The sequence below is a fragment of the Bremerella sp. JC817 genome, assembly GCF_040718835.1.
Lineage (GTDB): Bacteria > Planctomycetota > Planctomycetia > Pirellulales > Pirellulaceae > Bremerella.
The window spans coordinates 492,977-508,331 of record NZ_JBFEFG010000281.1 but is presented as its reverse complement, the minus strand read 5'-3'; the positions used below and the strand labels follow the sequence as shown (position 1 = coordinate 508,331).

Annotated in this window: 12 protein-coding genes and 1 pseudogene; 7 read left to right on the top strand and 6 right to left on the bottom strand. The window is 56.0% G+C overall.

Annotated features, from left to right (window positions below; translation table 11 throughout):
- Positions 1 to 2 precede the first annotated feature (2 nt).
- Positions 3 to 593 carry a hypothetical protein gene (locus tag AB1L30_RS25105; RefSeq protein ID WP_367017105.1) on the bottom strand — a complete coding sequence of 197 codons (591 nt, stop codon included), beginning with the start codon at positions 591 to 593 and terminating at the stop codon, positions 3 to 5.
- A gap of 299 nt (positions 594 to 892) precedes the next feature.
- Here AB1L30_RS25105 and AB1L30_RS25100 point away from each other — a divergent pair, with 299 nt between their 5' ends.
- Complete coding sequence (locus AB1L30_RS25100; protein WP_367017104.1) at positions 893 to 1,609, top strand: hypothetical protein; 717 nt, start codon at positions 893 to 895, stop codon at positions 1,607 to 1,609.
- A gap of 11 nt (positions 1,610 to 1,620) precedes the next feature.
- Here the strand turns inward: AB1L30_RS25100 and miaA are convergent, their stop codons facing one another.
- Positions 1,621 to 2,586, bottom strand: coding sequence for a tRNA (adenosine(37)-N6)-dimethylallyltransferase MiaA (gene miaA / locus AB1L30_RS25095; protein ID WP_367017102.1), 966 nt, complete (start codon positions 2,584 to 2,586; stop codon positions 1,621 to 1,623).
- Positions 2,587 to 2,789: 203 nt separating this feature from the next.
- Between miaA and AB1L30_RS25090 the strand changes: the two genes are divergently transcribed.
- Entirely contained in the window at positions 2,790 to 3,116 is a 327-nt protein-coding gene (locus tag AB1L30_RS25090; protein ID WP_367017100.1) for a phosphoribosyl-ATP diphosphatase, read from the top strand.
- Between the two features lie 42 nt (positions 3,117 to 3,158).
- Positions 3,159 to 4,010, top strand: a complete 852-nt coding sequence (gene hisG, locus AB1L30_RS25085) for an ATP phosphoribosyltransferase (RefSeq protein ID WP_367017098.1) — start codon at positions 3,159 to 3,161, stop codon at positions 4,008 to 4,010.
- A gap of 52 nt (positions 4,011 to 4,062) precedes the next feature.
- On the opposite strand, the pseudogene AB1L30_RS25080 reads toward hisG, so the two are convergent.
- From AB1L30_RS25080 to AB1L30_RS25070, 3 genes and pseudogenes are all read right to left on the bottom strand, one after another.
- Positions 4,063 to 4,356 (bottom strand): annotated as a pseudogene (locus AB1L30_RS25080) (endonuclease domain-containing protein); the annotation flags it as partial.
- A 174-nt stretch (positions 4,357 to 4,530) separates the two neighbouring features.
- Positions 4,531 to 7,170, bottom strand: a complete 2,640-nt coding sequence (locus tag AB1L30_RS25075) for a thioredoxin family protein (protein WP_367017097.1) — start codon at positions 7,168 to 7,170, stop codon at positions 4,531 to 4,533.
- Between the two features lie 200 nt (positions 7,171 to 7,370).
- On the bottom strand, positions 7,371 to 8,597 hold the full coding sequence (locus tag AB1L30_RS25070) for an aminoglycoside phosphotransferase family protein (protein WP_367017095.1): 1,227 nt from the start codon (positions 8,595 to 8,597) through the stop codon (positions 7,371 to 7,373).
- Positions 8,598 to 8,751: 154 nt separating this feature from the next.
- Between AB1L30_RS25070 and AB1L30_RS25065 the strand changes: the two genes are divergently transcribed.
- The 4 genes from AB1L30_RS25065 to AB1L30_RS25050 all read left to right on the top strand — a co-directional run bounded on the left by AB1L30_RS25065 (position 8,752) and on the right by AB1L30_RS25050 (position 14,336).
- Complete coding sequence (locus AB1L30_RS25065) at positions 8,752 to 11,682, top strand: zinc-dependent metalloprotease (protein ID WP_367017093.1); 2,931 nt, start codon at positions 8,752 to 8,754, stop codon at positions 11,680 to 11,682.
- A gap of 287 nt (positions 11,683 to 11,969) precedes the next feature.
- Complete coding sequence (locus tag AB1L30_RS25060; RefSeq protein WP_367017092.1) at positions 11,970 to 12,917, top strand: DUF1559 domain-containing protein; 948 nt, start codon at positions 11,970 to 11,972, stop codon at positions 12,915 to 12,917.
- Between the two features lie 66 nt (positions 12,918 to 12,983).
- Positions 12,984 to 13,376, top strand: coding sequence for a hypothetical protein (locus AB1L30_RS25055; RefSeq protein ID WP_367017090.1), 393 nt, complete (start codon positions 12,984 to 12,986; stop codon positions 13,374 to 13,376).
- A 138-nt stretch (positions 13,377 to 13,514) separates the two neighbouring features.
- A complete protein-coding gene (locus AB1L30_RS25050; RefSeq protein WP_367017089.1) occupies positions 13,515 to 14,336 on the top strand; it encodes a DUF1559 domain-containing protein in 822 nt (273 codons plus the stop codon).
- A gap of 436 nt (positions 14,337 to 14,772) precedes the next feature.
- On the opposite strand, the gene AB1L30_RS25045 is transcribed toward AB1L30_RS25050, so the two are convergent.
- The gene (locus AB1L30_RS25045) at positions 14,773 to 15,342 is read right to left on the bottom strand and encodes a DUF1802 family protein (protein WP_367017087.1); all 570 of its coding nucleotides are present in this window, start codon (positions 15,340 to 15,342) and stop codon (positions 14,773 to 14,775) included.
- Between the last annotated feature and the right edge of the window lie 13 nt (positions 15,343 to 15,355).

The window sequence follows — 15,355 nt, the reverse complement described above, 5'->3', positions numbered from 1 at the left end:
GACTATGGCTCGAAGGGAAGGTCGGACAGTCCGCTTACCACAATCCGGCATACCGCTTTCCAGGGGATCAGGTGGACCTGAAACTTCTCGGACTCCATCTTTCGGGCGAAATATCCCAGCTCTGGCGTCGATTTTTCCACAGAGAACTGCTGCGGCACGAATACTTCCCCCTCGGGCAGGTGGATCTCGAAGCGGGTTTCTGCCGTTCGATTTTGCCAAAGCTCTCGAAATTCGAGGAACATTCGTAGCGATTCACCGCTAGCCGGCGAATGGGAGGCTGCTTTCAGGCCAATCGACGAATGTAAAACGTCGGACGTTTCGGCCTCGTCACGGCCGCCCAGGTCGGTGAAGTCGGCCAGGCCGGAACCATCAAACTCGCCAGATGTGGAAAGGGACCCCATCCCCGAGGACGAAGGCGACGCGGCCTTGGCAAGCTGAATCGAGTCGTGCGAAGGGTGTCCCGATGGATTGGGAACTCGGAAACGAACGTTGCAATGAGGGCACTTGCCGGGCTGGCCTTCCAGGCGTTTCGGTGCATTCAAACGGTGCCCATTCGGGCAAAGAAACACGATTGTCTCTGGTTTCGTGTTCAAGATGACTCCTGGCGGTGAATGCCGGAAAGGTGCAGCGAATCAATTCGGCTCGGAAATCTGCCCGCCTGCATGCCGCTAGTTTAAGGGGGCGATGTGAGCAATTGATGAAAACCGGGCGACAGGATTCCGAAATGCAGGAGTTTTGCCGAAGTTTCGCCAGAGGATCGACGTAAGTCTCTTCGTTTCGACGCATTATCAACGGCCAGATCATTGACTAAAATGTGGGCCCCGGCCAAGTTAAAGGCCGCGGGTCAGCTTTTCCTCCGACCTCCCGCTTCAGCCTCTTTTCGCGGAACAACATGGCCGAACAGCAAGAAAAAATACGCGTAACATGCCCCAGCTGCTTCAAACGCTTTGAAGTCAGCGCCAAGTTCGCCGGTCGCGAAGGCCCTTGTCCCAACTGTAAGAAGACGATCAAGGTTCCGGAACTGAGCGAAACGGTCGTCCTTCGCGAACGCGAAGAATTCGGCGGTGTGAAAAGCGCCTCCGGCAAGCTGGTCTTCAAGCCAGTGGCTCGCGAAGACGTGAAGTTCTCGCCAACCGTGTTGGCGGTTGTGATGGTCGCGGCATTGTCGACCTTCCTGATTGCCTTTTTCATTGGTCACTCGACCGAAGATCCAAGCGGTTTGACCTGGGTCGTGGTCGCTGGCAGCTATCTGATCGCCGTGCCGATCTGCTGGAGCGGATACTGGTTCCTGCGAGACGACGAATACGAACCTTACGCCGGCCAGGAACTTTGGGGACGCGTGCTGGTCTGCTCAGCGGCGTATGCCGTGCTGTGGGGGATCTATGCGTTTCTGGTGGGCTACTGGGATCTAAGCCCGAATCTAAACGAGTACTTGCCGTACTACGTGATGATGGCCGCGTTTTGCGTGGTATTCGGCGGGCTGGCCGCGGCGGGCTCGTTCGACATCTCGCCGTTATCGGGCGGGCTGCACTTCTCTTTCTACCTGTTGGTCACGCTGCTCTTGCGGCTGACGATGGGCTTGTCGGCCTATTACGTGAACTGGTGGTAATTCTCGCCCGACTAGGTTCGACTCGCGCGACCTAGTTGTTCGATCTGCTCGGCGACCGCATTGGCGTCGAGCTCGCCTTCCAGCGGGATTTCGCGGCATTCGTTCAAGCTGCGGAACCATGTGCATTGCCGCTTGGCAAACTGACGCGTTCGGGCTTTGACGCGATCTTTGCTGGTTTCCAGATCTTGTTTGCCTTCCAGGAAGTCAATCACCTCCTGGTAGCCGACGGCCTGCAGGGCAGTCGTGCCGAGCGGCGAATGCTTCTCGAGCAGACGCTCGACTTCGGCAACCAGACCTTCCTCGAACATTTGATCGACGCGGGCATTGATCCGGTCGTGCAGGGTTGGGCGATCCCACGAAAGCCAGAAGGCTCGACAATCTTCGGGTCGGGCATGATCGTCGAACTCGAATTGATAGTGGCTCATCGGCTGGCCAGTGGTGTGATGCACTTCCAGGGCCCGAATGATTCGGCGGATGTCGTTTTCGTGGATGCGATTGGCGGCCAGCGGATCGACCATCTTCAATCGGTCGTGCAGAGCCTTGTTACCCACCCGGCTTGCTTCCTCTTCCAGGGCCTGGCGGAACGCGTTATCAGGGGCCGGCCCTTCCGAGAGACCTCGCAGCAGAGCCTTTAAATAAAGAGGCGTTCCACCGACAAACAGGACTTCTTTGCCTCGGCTGCGGATTTCGATCGCGGCGGCCTGGGCCATCTCGAGGTAGTGCGAAATGCTCGAGTTTTCGGTCGGATCGAGCACATCGATCAGGTGATGAGGCACCTCGGATTGCTCGGCTGCGGTCGGCTTGGCGGTGCCAATATCCATGTCGCGATAGAGCGACATCGAGTCGAGCGCGACGATTTCCGCGTTAATTTTCTTGGCCAGCTGCAACCCAATGCGCGTCTTGCCGCTGGCGGTCGCTCCGGAAAGAAACCAGCAATCGAGGAAGGTAAACTCTTTGTCTGTCGAGGGATTCGTCATGCTTTGCGGGGCGTTTTTAAGGCCTAAACCCTGAAAACTGCGGATGTTAAGGTTCGTTGGGGGGCCAATTTTCAGTTTTACCCTAGCCGACTACAATACTAGATTCCTGGCCACCCGATGAGGAGGGCTGGGATTTTCCACGCGTCGACCTTTGCTGCGAGAGGGGCCGAACATTGTCCGGCGAATCGAACTCTGATAATCGTGTGAACGTCTTGGCCGCCCTGATGGCGGTGATCGAAGACCGTCGCGCGAACCCACCTGAGAAATCGTACACCACGAAGTTGTTCAACGGCGGCGTCCCTAAGATCGGCGAAAAGATCATGGAAGAAGCCGCCGAAGTGGTCGAAGCCGCCGGCGAAGAGGGAGACGAAGGGCGTCAGCATTTGATCTACGAAGCGGGCGACCTGATTTATCACTTGTTCGTCATGCTGGGGCACAAAGGAATCGCCCTGGAAGAAGTCGAAGCGGAACTGGGCCGACGATTCGGTGTTTCGGGCATCGACGAAAAAGCTTCCCGCCCCCAAAAGTAAACAGACTCACTCGCTCTAGCACCCAACCCCAAGCATTGAATCATGGAAAACTTTCGTATCGGCATTCCCAGCAAAGGGCGTCTGGCTGAGGTCGCCACGGAACTATTAGGCGACGCTGGACTGAAATTCCGTCGCCAGGACCGCAGCTTGTTCGCTCGGGTGCGCGACATGCCGATCGACATCACCTTCCTGCGAACCGATGACATTCCGGTTTTGTGTGCCGAAGGTGCTATCGACATGGGGATCACCGGCAGCGACCTGGTTCAAGAAGCGGAAGTCGAAGTCGATACCCGCATGGAACTAGGCGTTGGCAAGTGCCGCCTGGCATTGTGCGTTCCGGAAGATACCAGCTGGAACACGGTCGAAGACATGAAGCAGTGTCGCGTGGCGACCAGCTTCCCGAACGTGACCCGTCAGTATCTGGAAGCGAACGGGGCCCATCCACACCTGGTGAACCTGTCTGGCTCGGTCGAAGTGATGATCTCGCTAGGCATCGCCGACGCGATTGTCGACCTGGTTGAAACCGGCAGCACGCTGGCCGCGAACCGATTGAAGATCTTCGCCGAAATCGGCAGCTACGAAACGGTGTTGATCCAGAACAAGCAGAAGCGGATGCCGGAACTGGCCGACCGCATCGTTCGTCGCCTGGAAGGTGTGGTGATCGCTCGCGACTATTCGCTGCTGGAATACAACATCCGCCGCGAAAACCTGGCCGCCGCCGAAGCGATTACGCCGGGCTTCAACTCGCCAACGATCAACCCGCTGGAAGACGAAGCCTGGTGTGCCGTCCGCGCGATGGTCAAACGCAAAGAAGTGATCGACGTGATGGAAAAGCTCGAACAACTCGGAGCATCCGCGATCCTGCAGACCAACATCGCCAACTGCCGCCTGTAGTCGGCGAGACTGATTGGTTGTATCTTGTCCCCTCGCCCCTGTGGGGAGAGGGCTAGGGTGAGGGGCTCTCTTCGTCCGCGAACCCTAGGTGCCGGCGGATGGCGATGACGACCCCTTCCAGATTGGTCCGTACTTCTTCGTTCTGAAAGCGTAAGACCTGAAAGCCGCGAGCTTCCAGGTCATTCTGCCGACGCAGATCTTCGGCCTGTGTCTTATCGTGGTAGCCTCCATCGATCTCGAGTACCAGCGATTTCTCGAGGCAAGCAAAGTCAACGATCCACGGATCAATTGAGTGTTGCCGTCGAAATTTAAGGCCACCTAAACGACGATCCCGCAGGGCCGACCAAAGGAGCTGCTCAGGTTAAGTAGAAGTACAACGCAGTTGGCGATCTGCGGGGGGATCATTCATGCTACGAGCTTCGAAGGTGAGGGTGACGATTTCACCAGGCCCCTCACCCTAACCCTCTCCCCTCAGGGGCGAGGGGACTGAAGTTTTGACGCTCGGACAGCAGGCCGACGATTATTCGTTCATCGCGGTCTGCTTCACCACGCTGCTTGAAGTTTCTTGAGCCGCGTTCAGGCTTTCGATCACTTTCGATTCGGTGAGCAGGTCGCTCAGCACGTAGACCTTGCCAGGCTGGCCGCCAGGGAAAATGGCGAGCAGCGGGATGCTGTTCGACCCGAGCTTGTTGATGAAGCTTTGCACCTTGCCTGAGTTGTCGTGCGTGGTGTTGGTCCAGTCGACCAGCATGGGCACGATCTTGTGTTCGTCGACCACGGCACCGACGCCAGCAGTGTTAATCGCGGTGTAGTAGTTGAACTTACAGGTCGGGCACCAGTCGGCCGTGAAGTCAACCATCACTGTTTCGCCAGCTTTCTGCCGGGCATAAATGTCGTTTTCCAGGGCTGGCCAACGTTCTTCGGCGTAGGTGTCCCAGGCGATTTGCCCGTCGTGGGCTTCCCCTTCGACCAAGCTGGTGAACGAGAAAACACCAACACCAATCGCCACCACAAAAGCACCTATCGTCGTCGCGATGCGAGATGATTTGTGCTCCAGCGTATGGACCTGACCAAGCATCCAGCAGGCGGCTCCTAAGGCGACCAGCAGAACCAGGGTTGGCACGACCCATTCGTCCTGCAGCGTGTACATCAGGTAGACGACCGTCAGCATCATGACGAAACCCATGATCTGCTTGAAGGCGACCATCCAATTGCCAGGCTTCGGCAGAAAGGCGATCAAACGTGGGTTGATACCAATGATCAAGTAAGGCGAAGCCATCCCCAGACCAATGAACCCGAACACCAGGAAGGTGACGAAGACTGGCTGCGAGATCGTATAGCCGAACACAGGGCCCAGGAAGGGACCACTGCAAGGCGTCGATAATAGCGTGGTAACGATCCCTTTGAAGAACGCACCCCCGTACCCCGACTGATTCGAGGCACTCGCGACGCTGCCACTTCCCAGGAAGCTTGGCATCGTCAGTTCCCAGACGCCCAGCATGCTCAGGCCCATCGTATAGACCAGCACGATCATCGCCAGGATGTATCGCCAGTCACCGCTCCATTGGCCCCAAGCCAAGCCGTCGGACCCTGCGGCAGCTCCTTCGGTCGGTGGAGCAATGGCTTCGACAATCAAATTCAACGACGACGAGAAGACCGCCAGGATCATAAACACGAAGATCACGCCGGCCGAGTAAATCAGGTTCAGCATGAACACCTGACCGCGATGTTTGCCCGCCTGGTTAACGAACGACAAGATCTTCAAGCCAACCACCGGCAACACGCATGGCATCAGGTTCAAGATCGCCCCGCCAATAAAGCTCAGCAGGATGATCCAGCCGAGGCTGGCGTTTTCTGGTGGATTGAGCACTTCCCAGGCAATGCTGTCCTTCAGCGGAACGGGCGGGGCCACGGCCTTGGCTTCTGGCTGGTGGTCACCAGCATTGCCTCGCAGTGGCGGCATAGCCATGCTGGTTTCGCCCAACGCTTCTTGGACTTCGGCGTTGGTGATCTTGGCTCGCTCGGCCGCGGTCGAATAAGGAGCCTTCGAGAAGGCGAGAGGAGAGGAATCGGTGCCGGCCTTGTCGCCGACCTGAACCACGCCTTCAAACATCACAGCCGAAGGACGATCGCACGTTGTGTTGGTGCAGGTCTGGTAGCCGAGGTAACCGACCAGCGGGTATTTGCCCGGCTGAGCATCGATCGGAATCTGAACGGTAAACGTCCAGGTCGTGACTCCTTCGTGGTAACGCACGATGTCAGGCAGACCTTCGATCAGTGGCTTCTCGACGACGGGGTTCTCGGTCTTTGGCTTCATCGAAAGCCATGGCGTCTGTTCGCCCAGACCAACGACGGTCGCCTTGTAGCTGAACTCCGAATCGGTTGGCGAGTAAGCGTAAACGTGATAGTCGCCGGTTGGCTTGATGCTGAGCGAGACGGTAATCTTGTCACCAGGAGAGACCTGGGCTGGCTCGAACTTACCGCTGATGATCGCGTGGCCCGATTCCGCTTTGTAGTCGCCGATGGTGCCTTGCAGCTTGTAGTCGGTCGGTGGAATCGCGGCACTTGGCTTGGTCGCGACTTCTGGCAGCAGCGTTTCGTCTTTGGCGATCTTTTCAGTGCCACCGAACTTTGCGACGGCGTCGCCGGAAACGGGGAAGCAGGTTCCCTTGTCGTGGCAGCTTTGACCGACGAGCTTGACGTCGAGCTTCAGCGTTTCGGCATCGGTGCCGTTGGCCAACAAGATCGGAGCACTCCAGGTCACCGTGTCGTAGAACTTCTCTTGAGCGACGCGAATGATCTTATCAGGAGGAACGATCTTTGGCTTATGGTCAGGGGTGAAGTTGCCCACGGCGAGGATCGCTGGGTTTTCTTCGATCTTGATCTTCGTCGCGATCGGGCCACCCTTAGGCTGCGTGATCGAGTACAAGCACCAGCCACTACCGACGGAGGCTTTCACGTCGATCCGGCCATGGGTGCCGGAAGGATCGACAAAGAACTTCGCCGAGACTTCCAAGTTCGGATCGTTCTGGTTGCCGCCAAAGTCGTCGAAACCTTCGATCCCCTGGAACAGATCGCCGCCGCCAAAACCTTGGGCGAAACCCAGGGTAGGCAAGCAGCAAAGAATTAATGCCACGGCGAGGGGGGCAATACGCTTCATGAGAGAGTTCTGTCCCAAGAGTAAAGCTGGAAAGGACCTACGAATCGGTCTCCTTCCATCTTCGGAAATATCGAACGGTTCGTAAACGTAGAATCCGTAATTCGCTCCGACGGGAATCCGAGCCTGTTGATTTATTATTCCCGTTCAGAGAAATCAAAGTCTGTGATGCCTCTTACCATAGGCAGTTTCAACCAAACGAATTAGATTTTCCAGGCCAAATGCCCGTCGATTTTCAGCATTCGTGTATGGAAATGCTGGAGGCGGAAACTGACTTGGTCACAGTTTTCAAAACTGTAACCGTCGGTTATGAGCCACTGTACCCAATTGAGCCCTGTAAGTAGTACGTTGGCCGCGTCGAGTTCGATCGCTAACCGCTCTTCCGAAGGGGTAAGCCTTTGCGAGGCAGGAAGTAGCGCAAATACCTCTTCCCAGTCGACAACACCCTCAGTGGACATTTCACCTGCCAGTCGCGAAACATCCAAGGCGATGCTGTCACGTCGCAGCGATCCGAGGTCGAACATGCCTACGAACTTCTGACCATCGAAGCGGAAGTTTTCCAGTCGCGGGTCGCCAATACAGGTGCGAAGTGTCGTTCGCTCGGCCTGCATTTGCTGCACCAGCAAACCTAGCGGTTGACGATACGCAACGAAACTGTCGACCAATGCGTGCAGCCAGAACTGCCATTGCGGGTGCCCGAGTTTGCTGATCTGGGCGTGGGTGTGGGGAATGTTGATCTCGTTCCAGTGCTGGAACATCGCCAGACGCCGCTCGGCGCCGGGCGAGACTTCCAACGCCGGACTGATGTCGCTCGACAACGCATGGAATTGGGCGATCAGGCCTAGCATTTCCTGCTTCTGACGCCGATCTGGCGGGGACGTTAGTGGCTCGCCGGGCAGCCACTCTTGAAGTTCCCAGAAGCGGTTTTGGTGCTGGACATAGGTTTCGCCGTTGTCGGCCGCGATGAAGGAGGGCAGGGTGGTCATTCCTTGCTGCCGACGAGCCTGAACCGCGGCGTGGATCGACTGGAGAAGTTTGACCGGAAAGTCGATCGGCATACGCTTAAGGCAGAAGGACTTGGAGCGCCCGACCACTTTCCAGGCCTTACTTCCACTCAGTCCACCTCGACATGGCTCGATCTGCCCGCCCAACCCGTGGATCGCGGGAAATCTGAAAAGAACCGGTTCGAGTGGAGACGTATGGCTAGTCATTTCCTGCTGTTTTTTCCGTTCTATTTTCCGTCCCAGTCCGCCGCGGGAAAATCGGGATAATCGCGGTTGTGAATCAATTTTATTGATACAACCGGGTTTTCTTTCCCAAAATCTCGTGCGCAGAATAGAACAATTACGGCGGCTGCTTAGAGTAGGGTATATTTTCCCAACGCTTCGGCAGAACGTCGCTTTGGTACGTTTTCTGAATTTCGTTGTCATTTTCCGCAAGATTCCAGCCTGGGAAGCCTCTATCAGAAGAGGCCGCTTCCGACTGGGCGGAAATCGGACCTCGCCGCACGTTACCTTTTGGGAACGAAATCCGGAAAACCATCGGACACTTCCCCCTCCTTGAATTTGTACGAGAGTTGTACGCATGAAGGTGTTTTCAATTTTGCGTCGGTCGACGGTTTGGTGTGCGACGGCTGTAGTCGCCCTGGCCGCAGCCAACGTAGCTATGGCCGACGATACGAAGTCCGACGCTGCCGGCGACAACGCCAAGGGCATTCCGTCGGAAATCGCCGCTACCACCGGTGCTTCGAGTTCCAGTTCCAGCGGTGGAAGCTCCGGCGGGTCGAGTTCGGCCTCGTCCGGTATCTTGAAGGACTTCAAAACGGCCGATGGCCTGGTTCCTACGCACTACAAAGGGAACCGCATGTTCTTCGAGCTGAATGGCTCGCATTACAACGGCGAATTCATCGTGCTGATCTCGATCGCACGTGGTGCCGGTATTGAACCTCTGTACGGCGGTATGTCGTGGGGCTTTGGCGACGACTGGGTCTGGTCGTTCCGCAAGGTTGACGATCGCGTCCACATCTTGCGTAAGAACGTCCGCTTTAAGGCCAACGACGGCAAGCCAGAATCGCGTGCCGTGAAGCATGCCTACAACGACAGCGTGCTCTTCAGCCTGCCGATTGCCGGCAAGGGCCCGAAGGGTGGCGACCTGGTCGAAGTGACACCGGTCTTCATGAGCGACTTGCCGATGATCGGCGACACGCTGCCAGGCTTCGGTTTCTCGGCCAGCAAGTCGATCTTTGGTGAAGTGAAGGGTTTTGAAAAGAACCTCGAACTGCAGGTCGAAGCTACCTACGCTTCCAGCGGTCGCTCGAACATCGACACCGTGGCTGACTCGCGCGGTTTGACCGTCGACGTGCACTACTCGATCAGCAAGATCCCAACCGGTGGCTACACGCCACGAGTTGCCGACGACCGCGTTGGTTACTTCCTGACGGCCGTGAAGAACTTCTCGAACCGTGACGACGAACAGTTTGTTCGTTTTATCAACCGTTGGAAGCTCGAAAAGGCTGATCCATCGGCCAAGATGTCGGAACCAAAAGAACCGATCATCTTCTACATGGAAAACACGATTCCTTACAAGTATCGCAAGCCAATCCGCGACGGCATCCTGGCTTGGAACAAGGCCTTTGAGAAGGCTGGTTTCATCGACGCCATCCATGTTCGCCAACAGGAAGACGATGCCGATTGGGATCCGGAAGACGTTCGCTATAACACCTTCCGCTGGATCACCTCGGACGCTGGTTTTGCCATGGGTCCATCCCGTGTGAATCCATACACCGGTCAGATCCTGGATGCCGACATCATCTTCGACGCTGGCTTCTTGAACTACTGGAAGTCCGCTTTCGAGAACTACAACCCGCAAGCAACCGAAGCCCTTTTGGGTGGCCCTCTCGACGTCAGCAACGCCGAGGAATTCTTGCAGCGTGTTGGTTCGATCTCGCCTCGTCACCAGTGCATGCTCTCGGGCGGCATGTCGCAGCAGTTCGCCTACGGTGCTGCCGCGGTCTTGGCTCAAGCCGAGAAAGAAAAGGCTGACGAAGAGAAGAAGAAAAAGAAGAAGAAGGCTGACAAGGAAGAAGCCAAGTCGGAAGAAGAAATGACCGACGGCGAAAAGTCCGAGGAAAAGGGCGAAGAGAAGGAAGAAGCTTCCGACGACAAGAAGGAAGAAAAAGAAGAGTCGAAGGACGACGAAAAGAAAGAAGAAGAAAAGAAGCCTTCGGCGGAAGAGATCAAGAAAGAGCGTGATGCACTGCTCGATCGCATGATCATGGAAGGCCTGAAGGAAGTGGCAATGCACGAAGTGGGGCACACCCTTGGTCTGCGTCACAACTTCGTCGCCAGTAAGTACCGCACGATGGAAGAAATGAGCCAGATGGAAGGCGACGCCGCAACGGTTGCCAGCGTGATGGACTACGTTCCACCACACATCGCGCCTCCAGGCCAGAAGCAAGGTCTGTTCTTCCCTCAGTCGATCGGTGACTACGACATGTGGGCCATCGAATACGGTTACAAGCCGTTCAGCGGTGGTACCGATGGCGAAAAGGGTGAACTCGGCAAGATTGCCTCGCGCAGCACCGAGCCAGCTTTGCACTTCTCGACCGATGAAGACACCACGAGCATCTCGCCAGATCCAGATTCCAACCGCTTTGACTTCGGCAAAGACGCCATCGAGTTCGCTAAGAACCAGGCCGCCGTCGTTCAAGCTGCCATGGATGGTCTGGCCGATCGCGTGGTCGAAGATGGCGACGACTACTCGCGTGCCCGTCAGGCCTTCAACACCTTGTTGAACACCCACGGTCAGGCAATGTACTTCGCTTCGCGTTACATCGGTGGTGTGCACGTCAATCGAGCCCACAAGGGTCAGAAGGACGCCAAGGCACCATTCGAAATCGTTCCCGCCGAAAAGCAGCGTGAAGTGATGACCCTGCTCAGCGAACAGGTCTTCAGCGACGCTCCATTCCAGTTCGATGCCGACCTGTACAACAAGTTGGCTCCTTCGCACTGGAACCACTGGGGTACCAACTTCGACGTGAAGGGTGACTACGCGATCCACGACACCATCTCGCGATGGCAGTCGCAGATCTTGTCCCGCATGATGGGAGCTATGAACCTCGAGCGGATGCACGATGCCGAACTGAAAGTTCCTGCCGACGAAGACGCCTTCACCACGGCAGAAATGATCCAGTCGCTGACCGACTCCATCTACAGCGAACTCGATTCACTGGAAGAAGGTGAGTACACGGTTCGCAAGCCGGCGATCAGTAGCCTGCGTCGTAACCTGCAGCGAGATTATCTGCAGCGTCTGTCGACCCTGGCAATGGGGGATGCTTTCGCTCCGGCCGACTGCCAGACGATCGCTTATGCTCAGTTGATCGACCTGCAAGAGAAGCTGGAAGAACTGCAAGAGAAAGACCTGGAACTCGATCCTTACACTCGTGCCCACTTGTTGGAAACGACCCGTCGGATCGAAAAGGTTCTCGACGCCGAGCTGACGCTATCGCGTCCGTAAGCGAAGCGGTTGCCTTCGGGCAACGCTTTCAAAGCAAACCAAAGCCCCACCCTGGCACATGCTCGGGTGGGGCTTTTTTTGTGCGTTCGAGTCCACGGTCCTCCCTGTAGAGGGGGGGGTGAGTTAGGTAAACCTTGTTGCCTGCTAGTCCACCCTTATGGGGAGTTATGTGAAGGGGAAAAAGAAAAAAAGAGGAAAAAGTAGTGCTGGTAGATAGTGCACCGTTATAAAATCCGTGTGAAGGATGCTCTTCCATAATCTCGTCATTACTTCATAAGGATGGTCCCATGGTGCTCAAACGGACGGGCTTCACGCTCGTGGAATTGCTGGTTGTGATTGCGATCATTGGGGTGTTAATTGCGTTGCTGTTGCCTGCTGTGCAGCAAGCCCGCGAAGCGGCCCGGCGAATGACCTGCTCGAATCATCAAAAGCAACTGGGGCTGGCGCTCCACAACTATCACGATACCCATCGTGTCTTTCCGCCCGGGGTGTTTGCCGACGGTTTGAACGACAGTTTGAACACGCCGCCACACTCGATGTCGTGGATGCCGGTCATCCTGCCTTACCTGGAGCAAGCGGCGCTACACGATCAGCTCTCGCAGTACTTCACCACGCGCAACTCGAATGCGTTCCCTAGTGCCTTGATGAACACGAAGATCGAGACATTGATGTGCCCTTCCGATCCGAATCGTGGTCAGACCGGCGAAGTGCACGGAACCGGCGAACCGGTGCCTGACTTTAACGACGGGTTCCACGGTAACTATCTGCTTTGCCACGGCAACGAAGAGATCACGACCACCACCGACAACGCCGCCAGTGGCATGTTCTTTTACCTGTCGAAGACCGATTTCTCGTCGGTCACCGATGGGACCGCCAACACGGTGATGGCCGCTGAAATCCTGCTTGTTCCCTCGAACATCACCGGCAAACGCGACTGGCGTGGTCGGTACTACCGGGCAGATCACTTGAGCAGCATCGTCAGCACCCGTTTGCCGCCGAACACGACCGCCTCGGACAAGTGCCGCACATGCCAAGGTTCGCCGACGAGTCCTTCTTACGCGCCTTGCGCCCAGGACACCAACACCCAGGTGATCTATTCTCGCAGCATGCATCCAGGCGGTGCGTTGATGACGTTGATGGATGCCAGCGTACACTTCGTGCCAGAAACAATCGATACGCAAACCTGGCGAGATCTCGGAACCCGTTCTGGTGGCGAAGTTCCCAAGTCGTATTAATTAGCAACGGGACGAGACAACGTCGGAGGGAACTGAATCCCTTCGGCCCAGGAAGAAAGACGACGCATGGATATCCATCGAAAGAGAATTGCCCTATTGATCGGACTCGGCCTGATCGTATCACTGGGAGGCTGCAATACCGCTTCCGAGATCACCGTAAAGGGGACCGTGACCTTTGAAGGAACTCCGGTCGAAACGGGAGAGATTCTGTTTATCCCGGCGGATGGAACTGGGCCGGTGGGTGCCGGGCCCATCACCAACGGGGAGTTCTCCTTCATCGCCACACCAGGCGAAAAGAAGGTCGAAATCACAGCCAATCGGGTCGGAGATAAGCCAGCACCCGACGGCCTGCCAAATTACATTCCGTACATCCCCGCGAAATACAACACGCAAACGACCCTGACCAAAACGGTCGAAAACAAGGCTGAAAATGTCTACACCTTTGATCTGAAGAAGTAGTCACCTCAACATCCCATTTGCTAGAGAAACACGCCGGCCCCAACACCGGCGTGTTTTGTTTTCTTGGCCAGCGATTCGCACGGAATGTCCCTTTGCTTTACGATGATGTTGGCAACTTGTCGACCATCGGAATGAGTCATGAAGCGTAAACTTATATTGGTGTGCATCGGGATCGGGATTCTCGTTACGGTGCCGTTGCTGGCTAAGGCAATTCAAGACGCACGCCATGCCGCCCATACGATGGAGTGCCAGAACCATCTGAAACAGGTGATGTTGGCGCTTCACAACTATCACGACACTTACCTGAAGATGCCTCCGGCGAGAATGCTCGACAACAGTTGGCGAATTCGCATTCATCCATTTGTCGAGTCTTCAGTGTTCTATTCGCTATATCGCCTCGACGAGCCTTGGAATAGCGAATGGAATCAAACGTTGGAGTTCCGCGAGTTTCATTACGAAGGCAAACCTCCCGAACGGACTCGCAAGGAACTGGCAAGTGACCTTATCCCGGGGAAGGTTAATCGAGACAAACCGTCATACGCCAGTTGGATATGGCAGTGCCCGAGCGAACGCAACACCAAGTCAACGCACACGAACTATTTAATGCTCGTTGGAGACAATGCTTTCGGCCTGCCGGAAGGTGGTCGCAATCTGCGAGACATTTCGGATGGCCTTTCCACCACGATCGCCGTGGCAGAAAGCATTTCGGAAGAGATCTCTTGGCTCGAGCCGAAAGACTTCGATGTCGAGACGATGTCGTTTCAGATCAACGATCCGGAAAAGATGTCGATTTCGAGCCATCATCCTGACGGACCATGCGCGGTCATGGCCGATGGACACGTCGTCCAGCTATCGCCAGACCTTCCGCCGGAAGTGCTGAAAGCGATGATCACCATCAACGGAGGCGAGCGAATCGTCGCCGACGAGAACGCACCCGGTGGATTCCGCTTCGCAAAGTAACGGAAGACACTTTGGATTTTTAAAGGTGGTCAGCGGCATCGCTTCGACGCAGATACGAAGCCCAAGAAAAAGAGAACCCCGCAAATCCTGCACGGGACTTGCGGGGCCTCATTGGTAGCCTGATCGGATTCTCTTAGAAGAGGTTCCGATAGGAATGTGGTTGCCTACCGGCAACCCGCCGGCAGCCGTTAGGCAAAACCACCTCTACGGCAACTACAGACATATTCCACTGGAACACCTCCTTTCTACTAAAGCTCACCTTTGGTTGGACAGAACGCCGTGTAGAGCCAACCGCCGGTCTTCAGTAACGTCGCGTTGCGTGACGCGACCCTAGGTAAACCTCACTTTGCAACATGATTTCCAAAATGGCAAGACCATTTTTTCATCATGTTCCTCGGTGAACGCCCCCTTAGGACAGGGCAATCCAATTGTAGGTTCACGCCTTCAGGGCGGAAAGTAGTAAATTTTTGCGAATCTCGAACGAGCCTTCTTCGACGATCGGCGATAGCTGGCCAGGGTCTAGCGACTCGGCAAGCTCGACCCAACTCTTACAGCCTGCCATCGCCTCGGTCGGGACCACCGTGGCGGGCGAGGTAACCTCGTAGGCGCGGATCACCAGCAGGTGAATTCCAGGGTTCCGATAATGAAAGCGGGCCGTCAAGGCCTCTTGGTTTAAGACCTGTTCAAACAACGATGCGCGCAGCTTCGATTCGTCTTCGATGTAGATCGCTTCGACCACTTCGCACACCAGGTCGAGCGTTACCTCCGCCGATGCCGGAGGCTGGGTGAACTCGGGATGATCTTCTAACAACTTCTTCCCCAATTCGTTCAGCTTCGATCCTGCCTCGTGGAAGTAAGTCGGGTAGAGCCAGAAGCGGTCTTTGGGCAATTCAAACTCACCTTCGGGTTCTGAAATCCCACCTTTGCGGGCCAGGACGATCTGTTGTCCGCGGCGAATCGCCTCGCAGACGACGTTCCATTCTTTCAAGGCAAGTTGGCAATTCATGGGTGGAACCGGT